Annotated in this window: 22 protein-coding genes and 2 tRNA genes (1 of these 24 cut by a window edge); 8 read left to right on the forward strand and 16 right to left on the reverse strand. The window is 48.0% G+C overall.

The annotated features are described in order from the left end of the window. The 4 genes from ACZ5N7_RS04940 to ACZ5N7_RS04955 form a co-directional block, all read right to left on the reverse strand. Positions 1–51, reverse strand: the beginning of a protein-coding gene (locus ACZ5N7_RS04940) for a C40 family peptidase (RefSeq protein WP_464657936.1). The gene continues 483 nt to the left of window position 1, outside the view; only the first 51 of its 534 coding nucleotides appear in the window; its start codon is at positions 49–51; its stop codon lies beyond the left edge, outside the window. Positions 52–325: 274 nt separating this feature from the next. Beyond that, complete coding sequence (gene abc-f, locus ACZ5N7_RS04945; protein ID WP_464657938.1) at positions 326–2,233, reverse strand: ribosomal protection-like ABC-F family protein; 1,908 nt, start codon at positions 2,231–2,233, stop codon at positions 326–328. Positions 2,234–2,554: 321 nt separating this feature from the next. Beyond that, positions 2,555–2,869: a hypothetical protein gene (locus tag ACZ5N7_RS04950; protein WP_464657940.1), complete on the reverse strand. Its 315-nt coding sequence runs from the start codon at positions 2,867–2,869 to the stop codon at positions 2,555–2,557. A 126-nt stretch (positions 2,870–2,995) separates the two neighbouring features. Then, positions 2,996–5,059: a molybdopterin-containing oxidoreductase family protein gene (locus ACZ5N7_RS04955; RefSeq protein ID WP_464657942.1), complete on the reverse strand. Its 2,064-nt coding sequence runs from the start codon at positions 5,057–5,059 to the stop codon at positions 2,996–2,998. Between the two features lie 259 nt (positions 5,060–5,318). On the opposite strand from ACZ5N7_RS04955, the gene ACZ5N7_RS04960 reads away from it, so the two are divergent. From ACZ5N7_RS04960 to ACZ5N7_RS04975, 4 genes are all read left to right on the forward strand, one after another. Continuing rightward, the gene (locus ACZ5N7_RS04960) at positions 5,319–5,687 is read left to right on the forward strand and encodes a CidA/LrgA family holin-like protein (RefSeq protein WP_464659148.1); all 369 of its coding nucleotides are present in this window, start codon (positions 5,319–5,321) and stop codon (positions 5,685–5,687) included. Then, positions 5,687–6,358 (forward strand): CidB/LrgB family autolysis modulator, encoded by a 672-nt coding sequence (locus ACZ5N7_RS04965; protein ID WP_464659150.1) that lies wholly within the window; start codon positions 5,687–5,689, stop codon positions 6,356–6,358. Before ACZ5N7_RS04960 ends, ACZ5N7_RS04965 begins: the two co-directional genes overlap by 1 nt. A 193-nt stretch (positions 6,359–6,551) precedes the next feature. After that, a complete protein-coding gene (locus ACZ5N7_RS04970; protein WP_464657944.1) occupies positions 6,552–7,130 on the forward strand; it encodes a DUF3231 family protein in 579 nt (192 codons plus the stop codon). 66 nt (positions 7,131–7,196) lie between these two features. Next, positions 7,197–7,355 (forward strand): hypothetical protein, encoded by a 159-nt coding sequence (locus ACZ5N7_RS04975; protein WP_464657946.1) that lies wholly within the window; start codon positions 7,197–7,199, stop codon positions 7,353–7,355. A 107-nt stretch (positions 7,356–7,462) separates the two neighbouring features. On the opposite strand, the gene ACZ5N7_RS04980 is transcribed toward ACZ5N7_RS04975, so the two are convergent. The 3 genes from ACZ5N7_RS04980 to ACZ5N7_RS04990 all read right to left on the reverse strand — a co-directional run bounded on the left by ACZ5N7_RS04980 (position 7,463) and on the right by ACZ5N7_RS04990 (position 9,311). Next, positions 7,463–7,545, reverse strand: a tRNA-Tyr gene (locus ACZ5N7_RS04980). A 4-nt stretch (positions 7,546–7,549) separates the two neighbouring features. Further along, positions 7,550–7,624 (reverse strand) — tRNA-Thr (locus ACZ5N7_RS04985). A 520-nt stretch (positions 7,625–8,144) separates the two neighbouring features. Further along, the gene (locus ACZ5N7_RS04990; RefSeq protein WP_464657948.1) at positions 8,145–9,311 is read right to left on the reverse strand and encodes an acyl-CoA dehydrogenase family protein; all 1,167 of its coding nucleotides are present in this window, start codon (positions 9,309–9,311) and stop codon (positions 8,145–8,147) included. Between the two features lie 229 nt (positions 9,312–9,540). On the opposite strand from ACZ5N7_RS04990, the gene ACZ5N7_RS04995 reads away from it, so the two are divergent. Next, on the forward strand, positions 9,541–10,527 hold the full coding sequence (locus tag ACZ5N7_RS04995) for an aldo/keto reductase (RefSeq protein WP_464657950.1): 987 nt from the start codon (positions 9,541–9,543) through the stop codon (positions 10,525–10,527). Between the two features lie 252 nt (positions 10,528–10,779). On the opposite strand, the gene glsA is transcribed toward ACZ5N7_RS04995, so the two are convergent. The 3 genes from glsA to ACZ5N7_RS05010 form a co-directional block, all read right to left on the reverse strand. Beyond that, positions 10,780–11,724: a glutaminase A gene (glsA, locus tag ACZ5N7_RS05000; protein ID WP_464657952.1), complete on the reverse strand. Its 945-nt coding sequence runs from the start codon at positions 11,722–11,724 to the stop codon at positions 10,780–10,782. A 152-nt stretch (positions 11,725–11,876) separates the two neighbouring features. Further along, complete coding sequence (locus ACZ5N7_RS05005) at positions 11,877–12,437, reverse strand: GNAT family N-acetyltransferase (RefSeq protein ID WP_464657954.1); 561 nt, start codon at positions 12,435–12,437, stop codon at positions 11,877–11,879. A gap of 455 nt (positions 12,438–12,892) precedes the next feature. Continuing rightward, entirely contained in the window at positions 12,893–13,348 is a 456-nt protein-coding gene (locus tag ACZ5N7_RS05010) for a divergent PAP2 family protein (protein ID WP_464657955.1), read from the reverse strand. Between the two features lie 374 nt (positions 13,349–13,722). Here ACZ5N7_RS05010 and ACZ5N7_RS05015 point away from each other — a divergent pair, with 374 nt between their 5' ends. Further along, positions 13,723–14,469: a C40 family peptidase gene (locus tag ACZ5N7_RS05015; protein ID WP_464657957.1), complete on the forward strand. Its 747-nt coding sequence runs from the start codon at positions 13,723–13,725 to the stop codon at positions 14,467–14,469. Positions 14,470–14,991: 522 nt separating this feature from the next. Here the strand turns inward: ACZ5N7_RS05015 and ACZ5N7_RS05020 are convergent. The 6 genes from ACZ5N7_RS05020 to ACZ5N7_RS05045 form a co-directional block, all read right to left on the reverse strand. Continuing rightward, a complete protein-coding gene (locus tag ACZ5N7_RS05020; RefSeq protein WP_464657959.1) occupies positions 14,992–15,405 on the reverse strand; it encodes a DUF1284 domain-containing protein in 414 nt (137 codons plus the stop codon). Between the two features lie 328 nt (positions 15,406–15,733). After that, positions 15,734–16,750 (reverse strand): ABC transporter ATP-binding protein, encoded by a 1,017-nt coding sequence (locus ACZ5N7_RS05025; protein ID WP_464657961.1) that lies wholly within the window; start codon positions 16,748–16,750, stop codon positions 15,734–15,736. After that, positions 16,747–17,739 carry an ABC transporter ATP-binding protein gene (locus ACZ5N7_RS05030; protein WP_464657963.1) on the reverse strand — a complete coding sequence of 331 codons (993 nt, stop codon included), beginning with the start codon at positions 17,737–17,739 and terminating at the stop codon, positions 16,747–16,749. Before ACZ5N7_RS05030 ends, ACZ5N7_RS05025 begins: the two co-directional genes overlap by 4 nt. A gap of 14 nt (positions 17,740–17,753) precedes the next feature. Further along, entirely contained in the window at positions 17,754–18,605 is an 852-nt protein-coding gene (locus ACZ5N7_RS05035; RefSeq protein WP_464657965.1) for an ABC transporter permease, read from the reverse strand. 5 nt (positions 18,606–18,610) lie between these two features. Further along, the gene (locus tag ACZ5N7_RS05040) at positions 18,611–19,609 is read right to left on the reverse strand and encodes an ABC transporter permease (protein ID WP_464657967.1); all 999 of its coding nucleotides are present in this window, start codon (positions 19,607–19,609) and stop codon (positions 18,611–18,613) included. 82 nt (positions 19,610–19,691) lie between these two features. Then, positions 19,692–21,611, reverse strand: a complete 1,920-nt coding sequence (locus ACZ5N7_RS05045) for an ABC transporter substrate-binding protein (RefSeq protein WP_464657969.1) — start codon at positions 21,609–21,611, stop codon at positions 19,692–19,694. A 321-nt stretch (positions 21,612–21,932) separates the two neighbouring features. On the opposite strand from ACZ5N7_RS05045, the gene ACZ5N7_RS05050 reads away from it, so the two are divergent. After that, positions 21,933–22,793, forward strand: a complete 861-nt coding sequence (locus ACZ5N7_RS05050; RefSeq protein ID WP_464657971.1) for a helix-turn-helix domain-containing protein — start codon at positions 21,933–21,935, stop codon at positions 22,791–22,793. A gap of 60 nt (positions 22,794–22,853) precedes the next feature. After that, positions 22,854–23,219 (forward strand): glyoxalase superfamily protein, encoded by a 366-nt coding sequence (locus ACZ5N7_RS05055; RefSeq protein WP_464657973.1) that lies wholly within the window; start codon positions 22,854–22,856, stop codon positions 23,217–23,219. Positions 23,220–23,275: the final 56 nt, after the last annotated feature.

Consider the following 23,275-nt stretch of genomic DNA (forward strand, 5'->3'; position numbering starts at 1 on the left):
TGCGACTAACATAGTGGCGACAACGGACGATGCAATCAACTTTTTCATCATGCGGTAAAATTCCTCCTGTGTGTTTTGTTTGTGACTCTCGTGGATAACCTACGAACAGCATAACACGAAGAAAATTACCATAATTTAATAGCAATCGCGGAAAAACAAGCCTGACAAGCATTTAGCGTGAAACATTATAATTTGGTGAGAAAACTATGAGAAATTATGCCTTGAAATCTTTGACGTTAAAAAAAGCCGGCTACACGCCGCAGCCAGCTTGCCTCAGCGAAATTTCCACTTGCCTATAAATCAGTTCTTAACGCCAGGAACGGGTTCAAATATTCATTCTCGCAATATCTGCACGAAGCTGGCGGATTTCCATCATGAGCTTTTGACGTTCTTCCGCTTCCTCAGGCTCTTTACTGCCTATCAGCAGGGCCAACCTCAGCTCCAATTTGTCCCGTTCATTCTCTCGTCCCTGCTCCTCGGAAGTAAGCGACCTGCTCCGATCCGCCGAAAGATACTCCTCATACGTTCCAAGAAAAGAAAGCGGAGCTTCCCGTCCATTTAATATGAGCAAACGGTTGGCCGCTTTGCGGATCAGATATCGGTCATGGGAGACGAGTAGCAGCGCGCCAGGATACCTTTGCATTGCGTCCTCCACCCTTTCGCGAGTGTCAATATCCAAGTAGTTCGTGGGTTCATCCAACACCAGCAGATTCGCGCGCCCAAAGAACAGCTTTAGAAAAGCGACCCTGCATCTTTCCCCCATACTTAAATTCCCGATTTTTTTAAACGCATCATCCCGGGAAAACATAAAGCATCCAAGAATCGTCCGAGCCTGCGTTTGGGTCATCTCCGGCAGCTTCAGCAAGCTATCCAGGATCGTTTCCTCCAACTCGAGATCACCTAGCTCTTGTGCAAAATAGCCGATTTTTGTCTGGGGATGGAGCCGCACCGATCCCGACGAAGGAGATGACACTCCTGCGATGAGCTTTAACAAGGTGGATTTCCCGGTCCCGTTAGGACCTATCACAGCAATTCGGTCGCCCCGGTTTACGGCAAAATCGAACTGCCGGAGCAGCTCCCTCTCTCCTTCATAGGCAAAATGCACGTCTTCCATCCGCAGCAAGGTAGATGCTGAGAATCCTTCGCCGTCCAAATTCATCTTCAGCTGCGCGGCTTCGCGCCGCTTTAGCACTGGCTCACGGTCCAGCCGCTCCAATGCCACTTCTTTCGCGTGAAGACGGGAGACGTTTTTCTTCGATTTCGCCCGGTAAAAATCGTTCTGTCCCGCTGCATTGTGCGCTTGCTGAAACCACTCCGAATACCTGCGGATACTTTCCAGAAGCTTATCGCGCTGCTGTTCCTGCTTCTTGTACGACGCTTCCTGCGTACGCTGTTCAAGATCCTTTTGCGCCCGGTAATCGCTGTAGCCACCCGCATAACGTCGGCAGCCGCCTTGCTCCAATTCAATAACAGAAGTGGCGGTGCGGTCGATAAATGTCCGGTCGTGCGAAACGTACAGAACTGTGCCGGCATAGATACGGACCCATTGTTCTAACCAATCCAGCATATCCGAGTCCAAATGGTTGGTCGGTTCGTCCAACACGACAAATTTGGGGGCTCGAACCATTAAGGAAGATAATTGGGCCCTTGTTTTTTGGCCGCCGCTTAACTCCCCGAACCGCAGTGTCCACAGCGACGGTTCCAGATTCACGAGCTGAAGGCATTTCTCCACGTTCACCTCCCAGCCGAATCCGTCAAGCTGCAAGTACCGGTCGTATATCTGGCCGTATTCCGCCATTACAGCTTCAAATTTCGTTTGAAGTTTTGTTTCATCAGACGCATCGCGCCCGGGACCATCGTCCACTACTCCATCGGCTGTTGAGCCGCTCATGCCCATTCCACTATTCATAAGATTCTCGAGTCGCTCCAACGTCCGCTTCAACTGGTACAGCTCACGGGATCCGTATTGCACAAACTCGAGCACAGTGAGCGAATGAAGCGACTCCACCTGCTGGTCCAACCAGCCCCATTCCTCCGCTGGATGCAACCGCTGCACAGTTCCTCTGTCAAATGGGATACGGCCTATTAAACCTTGCAGCAATGTGGTTTTGCCGACTCCATTTCGACCGAAAAGGGCTACCCGTTCCCCTTCTTTCACCTCAAAGCTTACCTGTTCGAACAAACTGACTCCGTTCCATTCTTTGTGAAGATCTATCGCTTTCAGTATCAACACGGGACATCCCCCCATTCCGATTCGAAAATACAAAAAAACCGCGGCCAGCGGCTCACGGTGGTTATTTGGGGGAATTGGCAGCAGCAGATCGATGGCGAGCGCAAACAGCCCCTGCTCGTTGGCTGGAATTTCCGCACTTCACATCTTGCACTGCTCTTACAAAACAAAAGTCCCCAAATCGACACACGTATCCCTGACCGGTTTTCCATATGGAAAACACAGCTTGTGCTTTGACAAGTTTTTTCAGGAAACGTGTTGTTACTTCATGGTCGATGGGTCCTCCGTCGTTCGTTAGATTTGGTTCCATTATATACTATTGTTCTAATGAAAGAAAGCGCTATTTTTCACCCAAATCCCGCCTTCATCGGTACTTCGGTAAAACATAACGGCTGAGCGCACCGCTCCCTCCGCCGCCTCCTCTACACACGAAAAGATATTCTCAGTTGAAACAATAGGATCGGCATTGTCTGCCCCCATGTAGAAGTGGCTGAGCTCATAAAAATAACGGCCGGCTTGATTCCTGAGGATGTGAATTTCAATTTCCTTGCCATCAATGCGTGCCCTTAAGATTTGCACTAACTCGTGCACGGTTTGAATATCCGGATGCAGATTCTCAAGCTCTGACAAATTCAGCATGATAAGCGTCCCCATTCCTCTTTTACAGAAGCATTCCCTGCCCGCCGGTTTTTATCCGCTAAACCTCCTAATTCAATATAGCCATGTCTGAGTTCTATGGCCAGCTGCCGTAAGTTCTTTCAATCGTCAAAAATATCCCCCCACATTGCTCAAATTCATCTTTTCCACCTGCACCGTGCCTGAGAAAAAGGTCGCCCCTCCCCCCATATCCGCTACACGGTCGGGAGTCAGCGCGTTAACCAGATGTTTGCCACCCTCATAATCGGCCCAGAGACCTTGGCTTACCACTACGCCCGGCAGCACATCCTCTCCAATAGTGACGGGCAGCTCGCATTCCCCCCGGTCATTCCACACTCTGACGAAATCGCCATCCATGATGCCAAGGGCGGCCGCATCCGCCCGGTTCATATGCAGTGCGGGGGTATTCTCCATGCGTGCATGCTTCTCGTTATGGGCGAAGGTGGAGTTTAGAAAATTATGGTTAGGCCCGGGAATAAACAAAAACGGATATTTTTCATCTTCGGAAATCGGAATGTAGGTTGGCAGAGGGGGATAGCCTTTTTTCTCCATCCTGCTTGAATAAAGCTCAATTTTGCCGCTTGGAGTCCGTAATTTCCCGGGAAAAAGAGGACTCACCTTCGCCTTCACAAATTGTTTCTCCAAAAGGGCCTCATATGTAATGCCATCCAAACGGGGATTTAGGGGATGATCCAAAGCTTGGCGGATCATGTCTTCCTCCGTGTCGTGGAATGCCTGCTCATCAAAGCCCATTTCCCGCGCCAGCAGCCTGAACACTTCGACATTCGATTTGCTTTCCCCATAAGGTTCGATCACCGGCTGCTGTATCTGATAATAATGATGCCAATAAGAACGGTAAATATCTGTATTTTCAAAAGATGACGCAGCGGGCAGGACAATATCCGCATACCTGGCTGTTTCAGTTAAGTATAGGTCATGCACGACGGTGAACAAGTCTTCCCGGGCTAACCCCTGTCTTACTTTGTTTGCGTGCGGAGCTACCACTGCGGGATTGGAATTATAGACGTACAGTGATCTTATGGGCGGATCCAGCTCAAGCAGGGCGCTGCCCAGCAGATTCATGTTGATAAAACGGGTATTTTTCTTCAATAGATCAGGGCGCCGAAGAGCAGACACATTATGGTCCAGAAACGAGCCGTTTCCTTTGATGGCCCCGCCGCCTTTCTTCAGCCACTGGCCGGTTAGCGCAGGCAGGCATGCAATCGTTCGTATGCACATGCCCCCGTTGTCGTGATGCTGAGGACCGTTGCCAATCCGGATGAATGAGGGAGATGTTTCCCCGTACATACGCGCAAGACGGTAAATATCATCTACCGGAATTCCGGTTATGGCAGACACGCTGTGCGGTTCATACTGCCGGACGTGCTGCCGAAGCTCTTCGTGCCCTATTGTGTACTCGCTGATAAAATCTTCGTCCACCATGTTTTCCGCAAACAAAATGTGCATCATTCCAAGGGCAAGCGCCGCATCCGTGCCCGGCCGGATCGGGATAAACCAGTCCGCCCAGCGGCCGGTCCGGTTTTTATGGACATCGATGACGATGATTTTCGCTCCGTTCTTGCGGGCCTTCTCTGCAAGCACGACTTGGTGCATATTGGTACTCACCGCATTGATCCCCCACATGATGAACAGCCTGGAATGGTCGGTGTCCTCCGGATCCGTGCCGAAACTGCCGCCCATCGTATAACTATAACCCTCACTACCTGCGGCTTCGCAAATCGAATACAACAACCGGCTCGCTCCCATGCGGTGAAAAAAACGGCGGTCCATTCCTTCCGTGCCGAGTCGTCCCATATTCCCATAGAAGCTGTAGGGAAGAATAGATTCAGGGCCCTCCGCTGCAATCAGATTTTTCCAGGTACCGGTAACCGTTTCAAGGGCCTCCTCCCAGCTGATCCGCTCGAATTGGTTCTCTCCCTTGGCACCTGTCCGTTTCATCGGGTATCGCAGCCGTTTGGGATCATATATGCGCTCTGCCATATGGCGTACTTTATTGCAGATTGCACCTTGGGTAACGGGGTGTGCGGGGTCGCCTTCTATTTTGACGATTTTACCGGCTTCCTTGTGAACCAGCAGCCCGCATTGATCCGGACAATCTAGGGAACATACGGATGGGAAAATTCCGCTTTGCTTCCGGATATAAGAATTCATCGCTGATCACCTCATGTTTTATTTTACTGTATGTGTATCGTTCGATTTTCGGCAGGCTGTTGTGTTAATTTTTACACTTATTCGTTTTTCAAAGCAAGCTTTTTGGGCGTCCGGTTCATAAAATAGATGCTTAGCAGAATCAATACGAGCACCCGCTTGGGTATAGATTTTATGAATGAAAACCATTCCTTATATTCATTTTACCCATATAAGGAGATGAGGTACAATTCCTTATAGGAAGGAGCTATATCAAGTGAGAATGTTAGGCAAAAGTTTGGTCCAAGTCCTTTTTTTCGTAGTGACTTCATTCGTGATGAATTTCATTTCCGATAAATTGCATTTGAAAATCCCGGGAAGCATCTTGGGGATTTTTTTCATTTTTATTCTATTGCAATTAAAGGTGCTCCGGCTGGAATGGGTCGATCTGGGTTCGAACTGGCTTTTGGCCGAGATGCTGCTGTTCTTTATCCCGCCCGCGGCAGGCATGATTGAATATAAAAACCTGCTGATCCACAGCGGGCTGAGCATTGTGCTGGTAGTGGTCGGCAGTACCGCATCGGTGATGGTGGCAGCCGGTTTTATGGCGGAAAGAATTGTCAAGAAAAAGGAAAGGGGGCACTCTATATGATGGCTTTCAGCTGCTTTGCCCTAACCATTGCGATTTACTATGGAACCAAACAGCTTTACCGCCGCACGCGTAAAATTTATTTTTCACCGCTTGTCCTCACACCGGCCGTCGTTATTTTTATCCTCTTGACGTTCAGAATTCCTTATGAAAGCTACAACGCGGGCGCCAAATGGCTGACCGGCATGATCGGCCCTGCGACTGTCGCGCTGGCGGTTCCTTTATATAAAAACCTGCATGTTCTTAAAAAGTATGCGGCTGAGATTCTGATCAGCGTCTTAACCGGCACAGTTATAGCCATCGTTTCTTCGGCAGCCATCGCAAAGCTGCTGCATTTGAACATTCAGATCACGGAAAGCCTGCTTCCCCACTCCGCGACAACCCCGATTGCCGTGGCCGTTTCCCAGATGATCGGCGGTGTACCTGCTATTAGCGCGCTGTTCGTTCTGATGACGGGACTGCTCGGTATTATCATGGGACCGTTGATCATTCGTGTGTTCCGGTTCAAGCACGATATTTCAAAGGGTATACTGCTCGGAACAAGCGCTCACGCGGCAGGCACGTCCAAAGCTTTCGAATTCGGCTCGGTGTCCGGAACGATATCAAGTATCTCAATGATCCTTGCCGCGTTCTTGACTTTGTGTATCGTTCCCTGGTTTATTAAGCTGTTCTAGATGGCACAAAAAGATCGCGCAAAGACTTAAAATCACGAGCGTGATGTTACCGCTTCTCCGGCTTTGCGCGGTGGCTCTCAATTGGCAGATTAATGATGATGGAGCTGTCGCTCATTGTTTTTCTCCTTTTTCATGATTGAATAATTGATGATTAATATTTGCACACTACCCAAAAAAGGAAGTGGTGTTCAACTTGACAAGCGTAATTGAAGCGGTAATTGATGTCATGAAAACCTTCATTGAAGTTCCAAGCGGCACGAATGGGCAGCAGGAACAGCAACCCAAGCTGCCGTTGCATCTAGGCGAAGCCTTAACTTGCTGGACGTTTTTGACCATGCTTGAAGAAGAAATAGCGATCATCCGTATTGGGGTGAATACAACGGGAGACAGCGAACTGTTAGAAGCGCTCCATGCAGCTATGGGGTTAGCACAAGCCCAAGCCGTAGAAATGCGGGAATTTATGCTGCGGGAAGGCGTACCTTTACCCCACGCAACCGAAATCAAACCTAAATCAGAACCAGACGCAATACCGCTAGGTGTCAAGCTGACTGATAGTGAAATCGCAAATGCGTTAGCAATGAAAGCAGCTGCCGATTACATGACGTGTGCAAGCGGCGCTGTGCAGTCCATCCGAACGGATGTGGGAATGATGTTTGTAAAATTCCAGGCCGAAAAGTTGAAGTTTGGCGCGTCATTAAAAACGTTAATGCGTAAACGCGGGTGGATGAAGACCCCTCCATTTTACGTTCCTAACGGTTTGCCTAATCAATAGTGGATTCATATACAATAATAATTATTTTGGGCCAGGAAACAATACCTCTGAAAGGAGGCAGCATTGATGCCTAACGATAAAGTAGAAAAAGAAACAGACCGCAATCCCGAAACTATGTATGAGGATAAAAATGAACATGAACGCGTCGGGTTTCGAGCAGACGATTCAAAGCTGCTGAATAACGATCCCCCGAAAGACAGAATCAGCGATGGTTACGATATATAAAAGCAAAAACCCCAGTCCTTGAACTGTAATGCCAGTCTGGACCAGGGTCGTTTTAATTATAATTGAACAATCGCCAAGCCTGCAGCGGCATGGTCTTCATTGTTTTATGGAGGCTGATGGATTCGAACCACCGAACTCGTCAGAGAACAGATTTACAGTCTGCTGCGTTTGGCCGCTTCGCTAAGCCTCCGAGATGGTGCCGTCGAGAGGAGTTGAACCTCCGACCTACGCATTACGAGTGCGTTGCTCTGCCTCTGAGCTACGACGGCATAATTGATTGCTGGGACCTGCCCGATTTCTGTGGCGCACCCAATCTTTAAAATCATCCGGCGCTTGATACAACGTTGCTGCGGTTTGACTCACTTACAGTCGGATATATAATTTATCACGTTATGCGCACCTTGGCAAGTGGTTTATTTTTCCACTGTGCTTGAAATTGCGTAAACGTCAGGGGTCACCTTCAGGGGCAAATACCTTTTCCAACGCACAGTCTCCCGGTTCGCGTTGCGGCGCTGCATGTCGGGTTTGTCCTTCATAAGGCCGCAACATCGAGTCATTAATAAAATGTCTCTGGCCGGTAAACAATATGCTTGATAAAGTGAAGGAGGAATTCTTGTGAACCATGACGAGAAAGATGCAGTCGACACTGTAGAAACCAGTGACATCCAGCAGGAAGAAGATAATAATGAGGATGAAAATCATGTAGAGTGGGCGGGGTTTATTTAATTTTGCCCTTTCACAAGAGCCATGCAACATACGCTGCACGGCTCTTATATTAGTAGTAAACTGTCATCGCTGTTCGCTCAAAGCATCGCCCGCTAACATTTGGATTACGGTATTGTCCATCGGTGGGTTGTGCAGGCCGGCCCGCACATCGCGGTAATAGCGTTCCAGCGGCAGCTTCTTGGACAGACTGGCGCCGCCTACGATACGCATCGCAATATCCACTATCCTGATGGCTGCATTTGTCGCCACATATTTGGCCAATCCCAGCTCAGGCTTCAAGCCTGCCCGGTTTTCTGCCTGCTGGTCCCAGCGCTCCGCCGCCGAATATAACACACAGCGTGCCGACCGTAGCTCGGCTTCCATCTGTCCGATCGACTGTTGGACGCTGGGGAGCTCAGCTATCGGCCCTGACAGACTGTTAGGACGGTAAGTTTGGGCAAAGTTCAAGGAGAAATCGCGCGCAGCGAAAGCGATCCCCATATAACAGGCCGGGATGTGAAGCAGCCATCCGGCGCCGTCATCTTTGCCCGCCGGGCGGCTGCCCGAAATTCGAGCTGCCTCCGGAACCCAAGCCCGATCAAGAATAACATCGTGGCTTCCGGTGGCGCGCATCCCGAGCGTGTCCCATGTTTCCACAATGGTCGTGCGGTCTGTCTTTTGCACAAGGAACTCATCCGCGCGATCTTCCTCACTGATAAAGGCCGACACAACGAAACGGTCCAGTATCGGGGATAGTGTGCTGAACGTCTTTCGGCCCGTGATCAGCCAGCCGTCTTCGGTCTTCAGCGCCGACGTTTCGGGCCTGCCGCCTCGGCTCGGGCTCCCTGACGACTGTTCGCTGGCGAATGTATTGATCATGGCCCCGTCTGTCACGATGTCGCGGCACAGGTCGCGGAACAAGGTGTCCGGCCATTTTCCCGATGATCTCAGATGAAGCACTTGACCGAGGTGCCAGCCTACAGCCAGAGCGGTTGAGCCGTCGCCGTACGCAAGGCGCTCCTGCAGCGCAACCATCTCGTAAAGCGAGATCTCTTCGCCGCCGAACTCCTTTGGTACAGTAAGCTTCAAATAACCGGCCTCGCGCAGGTCTGCAAAATTGTCGAACGGAAAGGATCCTTCCCGGTCGTGCCCATCGGCTCTTTCGGCAAACCGTCTTGCCAACGCCTCAACCTGATCGGCGCGAGCTTTTTCTTCGTCGTTACGTATGTATTGATCGATCAACCGTGTCATTTATAAACTCCTCCCATGTAAACCCACTGGATTTTTAAAACGCCGGATGGCTCTTTTTACCTGTTGTACATTTTACCATATTCAAGATAGAACCCATAAACTAGTTTGTGATTCCGCGTACTTAATACGGATTCCTTTCCCACACGCTGCCTTGATTTGCCATATCTGCTTATTCTATGGTTGAATAGGTAATTGAGGTAGTAAAATCTATCCAGAGGAGGGAATTACATTGAAAAAAAGGATATTGGGAAAAAGCGGGCTTGAGGTGTCCGCACTCGGACTTGGCTGTATGGGGATGTCGGATTTCTATGGTGGACGCAATGAAGAAGAAGCCATACAAACCATTCAACTTGCCTTGGAATTGGGAGTGAATTTTTTGGATACGGCGGATATGTATGGTCTGGGGAAGAATGAAGAACTGGTCGGACGGGCCATCAAAGGACGCCGCCATGAAGTCGTTCTGGCTACCAAATTCGGAAACGTGCGAGGGGAAGATGGAACGTTTCTTGGCGTCAACGGGCGCCCTGAGTATGTCAGATCCGCTTGCGAGGCCAGTCTTCAACGATTAGGCGTTGATCATATTGATTTGTACTATCAGCATCGAGTCGATCCTCACACTCCTATTGAAGAAACGATCGGAGCTATGGGGGATCTCGTCCGCGAAGGTAAAATCCGCTACATCGGCATGTCCGAAGCTGCCGCCGGCACCCTTCGTCGAGCCTTTGCCATCCATCCGGTTGCTGTACTGCAAACGGAGTACTCTCTTTGGAGCCGGGATGTGGAGGATGAAGTACTTCCTGCCTGCCGGGAGCTGGGAATCGGTTTTGTGGCGTACAGTCCACTGGGAAGAGGCTTCTTGACCGGTCAGATCCAGCGGTTCGAAGATTTGGAAGAAGATGATTATCGCCGGTACTCTCCGAGGTTTCAAGGAGAGAATTTCCAAAAAAATCTTGACCTCGTCAGCCGTATTAAGGAAATTGCGGCTTCAAAAGGCTGTAAACCTTCCCAACTGGCATTAGCCTGGCTGCTGGCCCAAGGAGAGGATATTGTGCCGATCCCGGGGACAAAAAGAAAGAAGTATCTGGAAGAAAATATTCAAGCGGTACAGGTTGAACTCACCGCCGAAGATTTGGAACGCATCAATGAAGCGGCACCTAAAGGAGTCGCAGCAGGAACCCGTTATCCTGAAACATCGATGAAAAGCCTGAACATTTAGAAGGTGTTTGACTGTCGGGGCCGTTTGCTCAGACGGTCTCTCTTTATGCAATAAACTTGAGATTTGCTGAGTTTAGTTATGATTATGAGGTTAGTTATGGTTAGCCCGTTGTATTTCGTGCAAGTGAACGAAGGCAATTGACGGTCAAATAACGGGCTGCATTGTAAAACATACAATGGTTTTCCGCCATAAACACCTTTTACTCGATTTATCGGTAATTACAAACGCTCCTGTAGAACTTTTTCAAGTTGTTTAAAACAAGCTCCAATCGAATTCATTGGACAATCTCTCCAGCAGATGGACTCCCGCTACGCTGTTGCCTTTCTTATTTAAGGCCGGGCCGACCACCCCTATGCCGTACCGGCCGGGCACCATGGTCAGAATTCCGCCTGAGACTCCGCTTTTGGCCGGCAGTCCAACGCTGATAGCAAACTCCCCCGATGCGTTGTACATGCCGCAAGTCGTCATGAAGGTTTTGGCGATCTGGACGTAACGGCGGGGAATTAACGCATTTCCTGTTAGAGGATCTGTCCCGTCCATCGCGAGTATCAATGCCATCCGGGCCACATCGGCGCAGTTGACTTCCACGGCACAATGATGGAAATATACGTCAAGCACATCTTCCACGTTCTCCATCAAAACGCCGTTTTCCTTAAGGTAGTAAGCTAGCGAGCGGTTGAGATTCCCGGTTTCCGATTCTGACCGGCATACTTCAAGGTTATAGTCCAGAGTGAGGTTGCTTGCCAGCTCACGGAAGAAATCCAGTATCCGCGAGGACTTTTCTTCAGGCCCGTCACCGCCGATTAAAGAGGAAACGGCAATGGCCCCTGCATTAATCAGCGGATTGAAAGGAATGCCGGGCTGTACTAATTCCAGCTTCAGCATCGAGTTAAAATTATCACCGGTGGGCTCCATCCCCACTTTGGAGAATACAGCTTCTTCACCGCGGTCCATGAGCGCCAAAATCAAGGTGAACACTTTTGAAATGCTCTGCATTGTAAATGTTAGCTCACAGTCGCCCGCCGAGATCGATTCCCCGTTCGCATCCATAATGTGAATGCCTAAAGCTTCCTTCGGAGATTTGGCCAACTCGGGTATATATGTCGCAACTTGCCCCTGAGCAGCCAGCTGCCGGCTTGTTTCAACCCACTCAGGGAGACGGGATTTTATACGAGCCATTTCAGCCGTAGACATCATTCGGTTTTCCTCCCTTAATAGGTGATATTACGTACATGCTTATTTCTCTCCACTTTTTACGTGGATTGCAGCCGTCGTGAAACGCGCCCATCCGCCCATTTTCTGAAGTGTGAACGTATACCATCAGTCTAATTCCATATTCTTGAGAACTTTTAGGCTCTTGTATGACCGCGGTAGGCTTTAGCGTGAAAACGAGTGATGTAGCGAAACAGGATTTCACCATCGTCCGTAACGGGCCAGTCGGGATGGAGACTCATGTACATTGCCGTGTATGGCTCGGGAACCCATATGTAATGATGTACATAATCGGTGAGCTGGAATCCGCATTGTTCCCAAAAACGGATCCTGCGGATATTGTCCGATGAGGGATCGGCTTCGACCTCTATGACTATCCCCTTACAGCGGGCTGCTGTTTCCGCCCAGGTCTTTATGTAGTCCATAAACAAGCGTCCGGTGCCCATTCCACGGAATTCTTCCCCTACAGCGAGATAGTCGATGACCAGCACCTTATCTTCATGATTTACGGCCGACAGAGCCATGGCGATAACTTCCGACCTTTCGGCCGCGGTATGCAGGGAGCACATTCCCTTTTCAAACATGCCTCGTATGATAGCGCGATTTTTTCTGCCTTTTTCCGGAAATGACTGGTGATACACTTGTTCTGCTTTGAGCCACAGGGCTTCATTCCACTCTGCTGTCGTATAATAGTCCATAATCGGCATACCTCCGACTTAATGATACCAGATGGCCGAACCGAACCCAAAATGCTGTATGATGCGTGGAAGCCGCCGGAATGAATATACGCTAAATGGGGATGTTAAACCAATGAACACATAAAGCAGAAAGGCTAGAGCCCCATGCCCGAATCCAAAGATCAAGCGTACCGAACCGCAGAACGGCTGTCCAATATAGCCAATGTACCCTCAACCAGCCCGGATGAAAATAATGATTGATTATTACGAGCCGGATGGCGGAATCGTTTAAGGGACAGTGACCACAAAGTTTGCGGCGATAAGCGGTGTTGTAAATGTATCTTTGAATATGTTAAGCACCCGCTGCGGTCCTGGGACCTCTCAGAGCAGGGTGCTTTTTTGCGTTCGAATTTTTCTATGTACTTCAGGTAATTTGAATTCTAATAAGAAGCATTCAACTGGCTTTCGTCCGGTTTTCATATCAGTCCGACGATCAATGCTACAATAATTCCCGTTACTGCTCCCCAAATGACTTCTTTAGGCTCATGCCCGAGCATTTCTTTTAACTGCTGCTTTAATTCGGTTTTCTTATCGCTCGAAGGTTGTCCGATTAACTTCTCGTTCAAAAGGCGATTAAGAGTAACAGCGTGCCTGCCGGCGTGCCTCCTTATGCCCATCGCATCATACATCACTATAAGAGCAAGGATAGAGGCAACTGCAAAAAGATCGTCCGCAAACCCACGCCGTAATCCGATAGAAAAAGCCAGCGCCGATACCATTGCGGAATGTGAACTGGGCATCCCTCCGGTCGAGACGGCCAATTTGAAATGAATTTGTTTATGAAGGAAAAAATGTATCGGAACTTTTACCATCTGGGCGACCAGCATAGAAAGCAACGCGACCGTCAAAGGAGCTTTAAACCAAACGTCCAAAATCGTTACTTCCCCCATTCTATTCGCGTCATTTTAGACAGGCATCTTTTGAAGTATATTTAACCATCTTGTCTGCTCATAAACGTGTGGATTTAAAAAAATTCAGCAGCAGTCTGCAAACCATTCAATAAACAGTGTAACTCAAAAAAGAAGATTCTACGCCCGCTGCCGGCGCTGAAAACGCCTTTTTTAAGCTAAAAGTGGATTTCTTTGTCAACAGAGTTTTTTTTAAGGATTTCTCATGTTTTTCTAATAACCTTGCTTTAGGTCAGATTGGGACTGGGTTTGTTCGCAGCTTGGTAATTCGTGGATGTTTCAGGTGTGATATAGTGAGCTATGTCGCTAACTTAATACTAACCCCAGAGGAGGAAGTTATGAACAACACGAAGAAAAACCGCATCGGTAAAACATTAGTGGGATTAAGTCTCAGCCTCTCGGTTGCTTTTTCCGGAAGTATGCTGGTAACTCCACCATCGGCCCATGCAGCCGCCGTGTCCAGCACATCCGTTGCGGATAATGTTATTGCCACAGGAAAACAATTTTTAGGAGTTCCTTATCAATTTGGAGCAAAATCTGGAAGAACAGACGCTTTTGACTGTTCCTCGTTTACTCAGTATGTGTTTAAACAAAACGGCATCAATCTTCCTCGTTCGTCGAGACAGCAATCCGCTGTTGGCGTAGCGGTATCTAAAGACCAGCTTCAGCCCGGCGATTTGGTTTTCTCGGACACGAACCGGGACGGAGTCATCAATCACGTATCCATTTATATGGGCGGCGGGAAATTACTGCACACCTATAGAGTCGGTATCGGCGTTACCATCTCCAATTTTGCAGGAAGCACTTGGGATAAGACATTCGTAACCGCACGCCGTGTAATTTCCAATAATGGACAAGCTGCCGCGGCGCCTCAACCTGCTGCTGCAAAAGCTGCGCCTGCTGCTGCACAACCCCAACAGGATGCTTCCCAGCCACAAAGTAATGCCTCCCAGCCACAACCTGCTGCAGCACCTCATAAGGCGGCCGCCGCACATGTGAAAAAACATAAAAGCAGTCACTACACTCACCATAAGCCAGCTCAGCATTCGGAATCCGAAAATCAGTATGGTGAAAACGAAAATTAAAAACGAAATTAAAAACCTACAAGAACCGTCAGGGTGTTATTCTCTGACGGCTTTTTTGTAGGCAATCAGAGGGCATTGCGCTCCCTTCAGTGGCAGGAACTTTCTGCTCGCAACATAAGCTGGCGCTAAGAAGAGCCCTGTAACATCTCCGGACAGAATCTCCGAGTATAGTGCGGCAGGAGTTTCTGATACTGGTCGCTGCAGGTTCTATTGGCACGTCAACTTCTCCCAGGATGGGCCAGCTTCAAAATGCGATCGTCAGCATGATCTGTACCTGACCGTTTTTTCCACCTGCGCTCGCTATAAAAAGGAAAAAACCGTGCCCATCATCCCAGGCAACGGTTTTCCGATTATTAAAGCTTACAATAAATCTTTGTTGTTTTTGTAAAAAATCCAGATAGAGCCTCCGAAAACAATCGCAGCTAAATGAATCCCGATAATTAATAGCCAAACAGACATATCCATCACTCTATTTCCTGTTGATTTTCTATGATGCTGATCGTCAACTAACGATACCAACTGTTATGGAACAAGTCCTTTTCCTTGACGCAGATTAGCCACACCCTCTTCACAAACGCCATACGGCCTCCATGGGCACGAACTGCAAAACAACCGGATATCTTCCGGATGCACTAAGTTGGAGATTCCGACTTCAATGTCTGCCCACTTCAGAATCATCCCTGCACGAAGCCCGAGCCTTTTTAAAATAGCCAGATCCCTTGTATTTACAGTGTCTTCTTCGCAGTGCCCCGACTTGTCCTTGGGATAATGTGAGCAAATTTCGTCCGGACCTTCCACTAGCTTGATGTATGTATCCGGATTTTGTCGAAGCGTGTTGTATACCTCGGTCATATTCGCCGTGAATTGCTCGGAATACCCCATTCCCCTGTAACCTAACAGACATAATAAATGATGCCCCCGCAGCCTGATGGCCATTGCAATCTCCCCCTGGCGTCAAATACGGCGTCTCCGAAAATTATTCGATGTCTACTCCTAAAGATACCAACTCCACAACGGAACGTCAACGTTTCGGGTGCTTCACGTAATACGAGACCACCTCGCTGGATGTTTCGGTTAAACTAAGAGATTTTGCGCATTTTTTTCAGCAGCCATGACCATATCAAAATAGAACAGATAAGAAGAATGTTTACAGCTAACGAAAGTACGAGCACCACAAATTCTGCAGAACCACGATTTACCAACAAAAGCAACAACCCGCACAGCAGGATAAAAAAGAATGAGATCCGCAGCGTGATTCTGGTAATTATTTTACGGAAGCGATTTTCCATAACGGCACCTTCCCGACTTTATGGCACGCAATCAACCGGTTTTGCTGGCTTTCAAGAGCCGGTTCCTTTGATTCGCAAGTCTCGTCGCCATAGGGACATCTTGGATGAAATGCACAACCGGCTGGCGGATTGGTTATGCTGGGCATCTCCAGGCTTTTTAACGGCAACTCCCGTTTCGCTTTGGCGATCCTGACATCAGGTATCGGCACCGCGGTCAATAATGCCTGCAAATAAGGGTGACGCGGATTGGAAAGCACCTCGGCCATATTTCCCTGTTCCACGATTTTGCCCAGATACATTACTGCCAGCCTTCCGTTTCGCGCTATAAGACGCGCTGTCGCCAAATCATGAGTAATATATACGAAAGCAATGCCGAGTCTTTTATTTAATGAGGACATTAGTTTTAATATCGACATTCTTAATGAAACGTCGATCATCGAGATCGGTTCATCGGCTACGATCAGCTTCGGGTTTAATGAGATAGCCCGCGCCATAAGCACTCTCTGCCTCTGACCGCCGCTCAATTGGTGCGGATATTTCTCCAAATACTGCTCCGGCGGAGTTAGCTGCACTGTTGTCAGAAGCTCGCAGACACGATCGTGTGCTTCCTTCCTGTTTTTCACCAGCTTTTTCTCCAGGATGGGAGCCGATAACGACTGATATATCGTTCTTGCCGGATTGAGGGCCGCGTAAGAATCCTGCTGCACAAGCTGCACGCTGCGGCGGTATTCCTCGAATTCCGATTTATTCATCTTCCATATATTTTTTCCGTTGTATAGAATTTCACCCTGTGTCGGTTTATGAAGCCCTGTGATCACTTTGCCAAGCGTAGTTTTACCGCAGCCGCTTTCCCCTACAAGTGCCACGATTTCCCCGGGATTAAAATCCAGATTGATGTTTTTCAAAGCGGGGATTTTCAATGTGCGGCCAAACAACCCGGCATTTTGTTCAAAGACCATACTCATATCTTTCAGTGTTAATAAACCTCTCATGCCATTTTCACTTCCTTTCTCAGATTTGCATCATGAAGATGGCACGCCGCAATATGGCCCTCTCCTACATTCACAGCACCGGGAACCGCAATTTTGCAAATATCCATAGCATATTCGCACCTTGGGTGAAAAGCACACCCTGACGGCAGCTTTAAAAGGTTCGGCGGCGATCCGCCGATGGACCTTGTATTTTCAGGATCGCTCAGCAGTGACGGAGCCGCTTGGATCAGCCCTGTCGAATAAGGATGCTTGGAGTCTTCGAAAATGTCGTACACATCGCTTACTTCCACAATTTTGCCCGCATACATCACACCCACCCGGTCCGCCACCCTGGCAACAACCGCAATATCGTGTGAATTAAGCAGCATAGTAATTCCCATTTCCTTATGGATTTTTAGCAGAATATCAAAAATGTAATCCTGGGTTATGACATCAAGCGCAGTTGTAGGTTCATCCAAAATCACCAATTTAGGGTCCAGCAGCAAGCTGAATGCAATCATTACCCGCTGCTTCATACCGCCGCTCAGCTCGTGGGGGTAAGCGCCAAGTACCCTTTCCGCATCCAACCGAACGTAATCCAGCAGCTGTGCCGCCTTTTTCAGTATATCTTCCTTTGCCATCCTTTTATGGGATAGCACGGTTTCGATGATCTGTTCCCCAACCCGCATAACCGGGTTCAAGGCATTCTGTGCGGCTTGAAACACCATGGAAACATCGGACCAACGGTAATTTTGCAAACTGTTCTTGTTAAATTTCAATATATCCTGCCCGTTTAACATGATGCTTCCTTTCGTGATGACGCCCGGTGAAGATACAATATTCAGAATAGCCGATGCCATCGTGGATTTTCCGCTTCCGCTTTCTCCCACCAATGCGCTGATTTTCCCCTTCGGTATATCAAAAGAAACATTGTCGACGGCACGGATGACCCCATTTCGCAATCGAAACTCTATTGTTAAATCTCTGATTTCTATCAGGTTCTCACTCATTGGATTTTTCTCCCCTATCCTCTTAACCTAGGATTCAATGCTTCATCAAGCCCATTGGCAAAAAAAATGCTGCCCAGTTGAATTAACGTGAGGCAAATAATCGGAGCTGCAATATAAATGTAACCAAGCGGGTTAAAAATGCCGCCCGTCTGCGAAATGGCCATATTAAGCATCTGCCCCCAGTTTGTAGGCGAGTAAGGGACGAGTCCGAGCAGCATGATTCCGACGCTTGCACCGATGGCCCCGCGCATACTCATCACAAAATTGATCGCCAGGTAGGAAGTGATGTTTGGCATCAATTCTTTAAAAATGATATGCCAATTGCTTAAGCCCATCACACGGCAGATGACAATAAATTCCCGTTCTTTAAGGGAAATCACTTGGGAACGAACCGCACGGGTCAGAGACGGCCAGCTGAATAAAGCAAGAATAAGAGCAAAGACAACAGGGCTGCGGATCTGGAAAATGGCCGCCAGAATAATATAGATCGGCAGATGCGGTATGGTAAGAAATAAATTGGTGACGAACATAATGCCGGCATCGGTTTTGCCGCCAATCAAACCGGACATAATTCCTAGTACAGCTCCCACCAAGATCGTGATGGCTGCGGCGAGAGCGGCTACAATCAGTACTTCCCTGGAGCCGTAAACCAACTGCACAAAAGTATCTCGACCGCCATAGTCGGTTCCCAGCCAATGCTTGAACGATGGGGCTTGATAGCGGTCTTCGAAGCTTACAGTCATATCGAGTTTAAAAAGCAGTGGCCCCACGGCCGCCATCAATGCAAAAAAAATGAGAATGATGAGACCTGCCAAAGATCGTTTATTTTTGCTAATGACTCTAAAAAAATCGGCAATTTCCTGCATTCCCATCACTCCTCTATTTTGATTCTAGGATCCAGTTTGGAATAAACCAAATCTGCTATCAGATTGGCAAGAACCATAGCGACACTTAAGAACAGCAAAATACCCTGCATTTCGGTGTAATCTCTTTTTTTCGTCGCTTCCCCTAAAAAATAACCGATTCCCGGATACTGATAGATCGTTTCGATCAGCGCCGCTCCTGCCAGTATCCCTCCAAACGCCACCGCAAACGAGGTAATCAACGGGAGGATCGCATTTTTTCTCACATATTGATTCATGATCCTGGACTCAGCTACACCTCTTGCTTTTGCTGCGGTAATATAATCTTCGCCCAATACGCTGACTGCGCTGCCTTTCATCATCAAAGCCCAATAGCCGATATGGGTAATGACAAAGGTGAGAATCGGCAGTGCGGCATGGTAAAACACGTTGACAATAAAGTCGAAATTGAACCCGGGAACGACGTCAGGATCATAAGCGCCAGTGAATGGAAACCAGTTCAATCCGAAAGCGAAAATGACAAGCAAAATAATGCCGATAATAAAATCGGGAATTGCGGACGTTATGACGCTGTAGAAAGAGATGACAGGCTCCAACACTGAGGAACGTTTCCATGCCATCCGAACTCCCAGGAAAACACCGATGATAAAGCTGATCACGAGCGATATGCTGGCAACAAAAATGGTCCACGGCACCGCAGCCAAAATGACCGAAGAGATGGATACCTTCTTATTGATCATAGAGACTCCGAGATCTCCGCGGAGAAGACCTCCGAGATATCGGGCTAATTGCTGATGGATCGGTTCGTTAGGATTGTAATTAATCATCGATGCCACGGCTCTGTAAGCTTCATCCAGGGTAGTGTTGTACTGCTGCGCGTATTCGCGGGCCCATTGGTCTATTGCATTTCCCGGAGTCAACCGCAGCAGAACAAAAGTGAGAACGGTCACAAAGAAAATGGTAAAAAGCGCCATCCCCAGCCTCTTTAAGACTACTTTCAGTGTCATAATATCCCCTCTGTCGATCAGAATGGTGAAGCAGCGGGTTCCATTCTAAATGGAACCCCTGCCTCCGGATAGGACATAATTTTTATTTATCTTTTGGAGCCAGCTTGTTAGGTTCGACCAGCACGGTGGTACCGGCGAATCCAATGTTGGTTTCAGCCACGTATTCGATATCTTCCGGGGATGTCGGTACAGGGATGTCGCGTTTATACTTGTCGATCTGACTGGCCATCGGCAAATTGGTCACGGTCTTCATGTTGATCCAGGTGCCTGTGGCATTTTGGAAAAAGCCTACACCGTATGCATTCTCGTTGGTTATCCATGCCAAAGCCGAGATCATATCTTTGCGTTCCTTGTCGGTTTTTAGATAAGGAAGCGTATAAATGGATTGCCATATATCGAACTGCTTGCCGTCCGGTCCCGCAAGGTGCAAATTGATTCTATCGGTTTCTTTCACTCTTGGCAGGTGCGTCATTCTGCCGATGTCGCCATTGTAGAAGTTGTTGATGGAGCCCCACGGGAAAGCATAACCCCATGCGACGTCAACCCAATCCATGCTCATGTCATATGGACTGTCCTCTTTTTTGGCGTTATCTCCGTAAACTGTTCCGTCAACCGCCATCAGTTTTGTCGGAAGACCGAACTTTGTCAGCTGCTCCGCCGCCACCTGGCCGGAGTTCACCTTCGGCAGGTCCGTACCGTTCACTCCGATTACAAAATTAGGCGTCTTGCCGTCCTTGTCCTTCCAGTTGCCATCCGAGCCTTTGGTCCATCCCAGCTCCTTCAGCAAATCTTCAGCCTTTTTGGTATCGTAGGTGTATTTAGTCATCTTTTTGAGAATATCCGGCTCGACCCATTTATTAAGTTCGGATTGCGGCATTCCTGTCATGCCAACTTCGGCCTCCTGGCCGTAATAGTTGCCGACTTCACGGATATTCTTCCGGTCAAGAGCAAATGTAACCGCTTGTCTGAACTTGACGTTATCGAAAGGTTTGTGGGAAATATTAAACAGCATGCCGATCGTCGCGGGGTCAAACATTCGGTAGTGCACCAGATTTTTATTTGCACCCAGGATTGATTCCAAAATATCTTTCGGAGGCGTTCCGTCAAAGATGTCCATCTGCCCCGATTTCAGCATCGCATAGCCGACTCCGGGATCCGGTGTCATTTTAAAAGTGAGTTTTTCCCATCTAACGTTATTGGCGTCCCAGTAATCCTGGTTTTTTTTCAGCACCATATCGGAGGCTGTCACCGTTTCCACGGTGTAAGGTCCAGTTCCGAACGGCAGAGCAGGACCGGAAGCTCTGAAATCGTTCCAGTTCTGGTCCAGCCTTTCTTTAATCGGATCGGTGAACTTCCCAAACGGACCTTTCTTCTGGCCTTCTGCCGCAGGTTGAGCCTCTTTTAAAAGTTCAACTGCCTTGTCGACAAATTTTTTGTTCTTTTCATAGGGGATCCTTGCCTGCCTGGCTTCTGCGATCAGCATGGTCTTCATATCGTCAAAAGGCGCCGGCTGCTGCCATTTAAATACGACTGTAGTCTCATCCGGAGTTTCTATGCCGGTCAAATATTTCATGATTGCGGTTCCGTTGTCCAGCATATAGTAAGCCCATATGTCTTTGCTTGTAAGCGGCTTGCCGTCATGCCATTTAACTCCCGACCTCATCTTTACTACTGTCTGGTCTGGCTTATGTTCAATGGATGAAGCTAACCGCGGGAACACTTTATCCGTTGAACGAACATTACGGAATAATCCTTCAAATACATAATCGTAGGCTGCGCCCACTCCTCCTGCGGCAAAGGAATTACCCTGGTATTCCGGCGGCTTCCTCCATGAACCGCTCATGCGCAATACTTTTCCTTGGTCGCCGCTGGCATTTGCCGCATCTTCTTTAGAGGCCGGCTTATTTTGTGAAGCTGGTTTGTTTTCTTGACAGCCGACGAGAATGGCACTGAACGATAATGCTAAACTTAAAATGATGCCGACTGATTTCTTAATTGCCATATTGAGTTTCCCTCGCTTTTAGCTATATGGTTTGTTTTTTTAAAGCGCTTTCAATTAATGACCTCTTAACAATGGATTGTAGTTCTAAATTCCCGCTGCTGCACACTCATTCCCTGTCATCCCTTACAAAAAAATGTAAAAATATAGGGATTTTTAACATCACTCCTTTACAAAATAGCGCTTACAAATTACAGTTATTGTATCACCTGCCATTTAAATCTTTCTTGCTATTTTCCACTCTATAATTTCTAAAAGGGGCTATTGTACTGAAAAAATAATGTGAAATTCTGAGAATACAAATGTAAACAAGGAGTGTTAAGTATGAGGCACAAATTTGAGTTTACCAATGATCTGCGCATTCTCGTCACCGAATGGACGCCCAGCATTTACCTTCGGCCCTTTCACTGGCACTCTGCCCTGGAAGTGGCTTATTGCATTTCCGGTAGAGGTTTGTTTTATTTTAGTGACAAATGCTATAAGGTGATGCCGGGGGATGTCTTTATTGTCAATAACATGGAACGACATATCGCTCAAGCAGATGCTGACGACCCGTGCAGGTTTTTGTTTCTCATTTTTGACCCGGCTCATATGAAACATGAAACAGAAGTTCTGCAACCTTTTGCGTATCATCCAAAACGTTTCGATAACCAAATCCCGGGATATCTGCCCACAGCACAAAAAATCAGCATGCTTATTCAGGAAATTCAAACGGAAGATCGGGAACAAATCGAGGCCTATAAAGTCATTATAAGAAGCTCCCTTCTAAAGATTTGTTCACTGCTCCAACGTCATTACAGACATGGGACAAGCTGCAAGGAAATAAGACAAGATTGTGTCCTTTCCTACAAGCTTCAACCTGCGTTACACTATGTAAAGGAAAATTTCAGGGAGCCTCTCACGCTTGAAGAGGTTGCAAATGTTATTAATTTGAGCCTGTCGCGGACACGTCACCTGTTTAAAGAAACAACCGGCGAAGGATTCAAGGAATATTTGACAAAGATCAGGGTGAGTGAAGCCAAACGTATGCTGGTTTGCACCAATCTGTCCGTGGTTGATATTTGCCTGTATTGCGGTTTTCAAAGTATGACACCGTTTTACCGGGCGTTTAAGCAACTAGTGGGAGTGACACCTCAAGAATATCGCAACCAGGAATCGGTGTTGGCCGTGTTACCCGTCAATTGAAGCAAGGTAAAAATGTGAGCTGCCAGCGTTAAAAATTGCTTCGTAAAGGGTGGATCAATAATGAGCAATATTATTTCTTTCGGTAACATCATTCCGCTTGTGCCTGCTATCAGAATGCAAGAAGTTATTGATTTCTACGAACGGGAACTGGGATTTAGCAAGCTATTTCAAGATGAGGAATCCGGTTACACCGGATTGGGCCGGGATGGGATTGAATTCCACCTTTATAAGACGAGTGACCGGCATCTGGCCGATTGGACCGTTATCCGTGTTCAAACGAACCATATTGCGGAGTTATATGACGAGCTCAAAGATAAGGAATATATGCATCCAAATGGGAGGCTGGAATTCAAGGAGTACGGTTTACACGAATTTTCAATCATTGATCCCAGCGGTGTGCTGGTCACTTTCTTTGAAAGGCCGTAAACAAAAAAATACAACACGTCTGCGCAGCCGCAGGCGTGTTGTTTATATCCGCAGGA

Source organism: Paenibacillus sp. JCM 18996 (assembly GCF_055392555.1).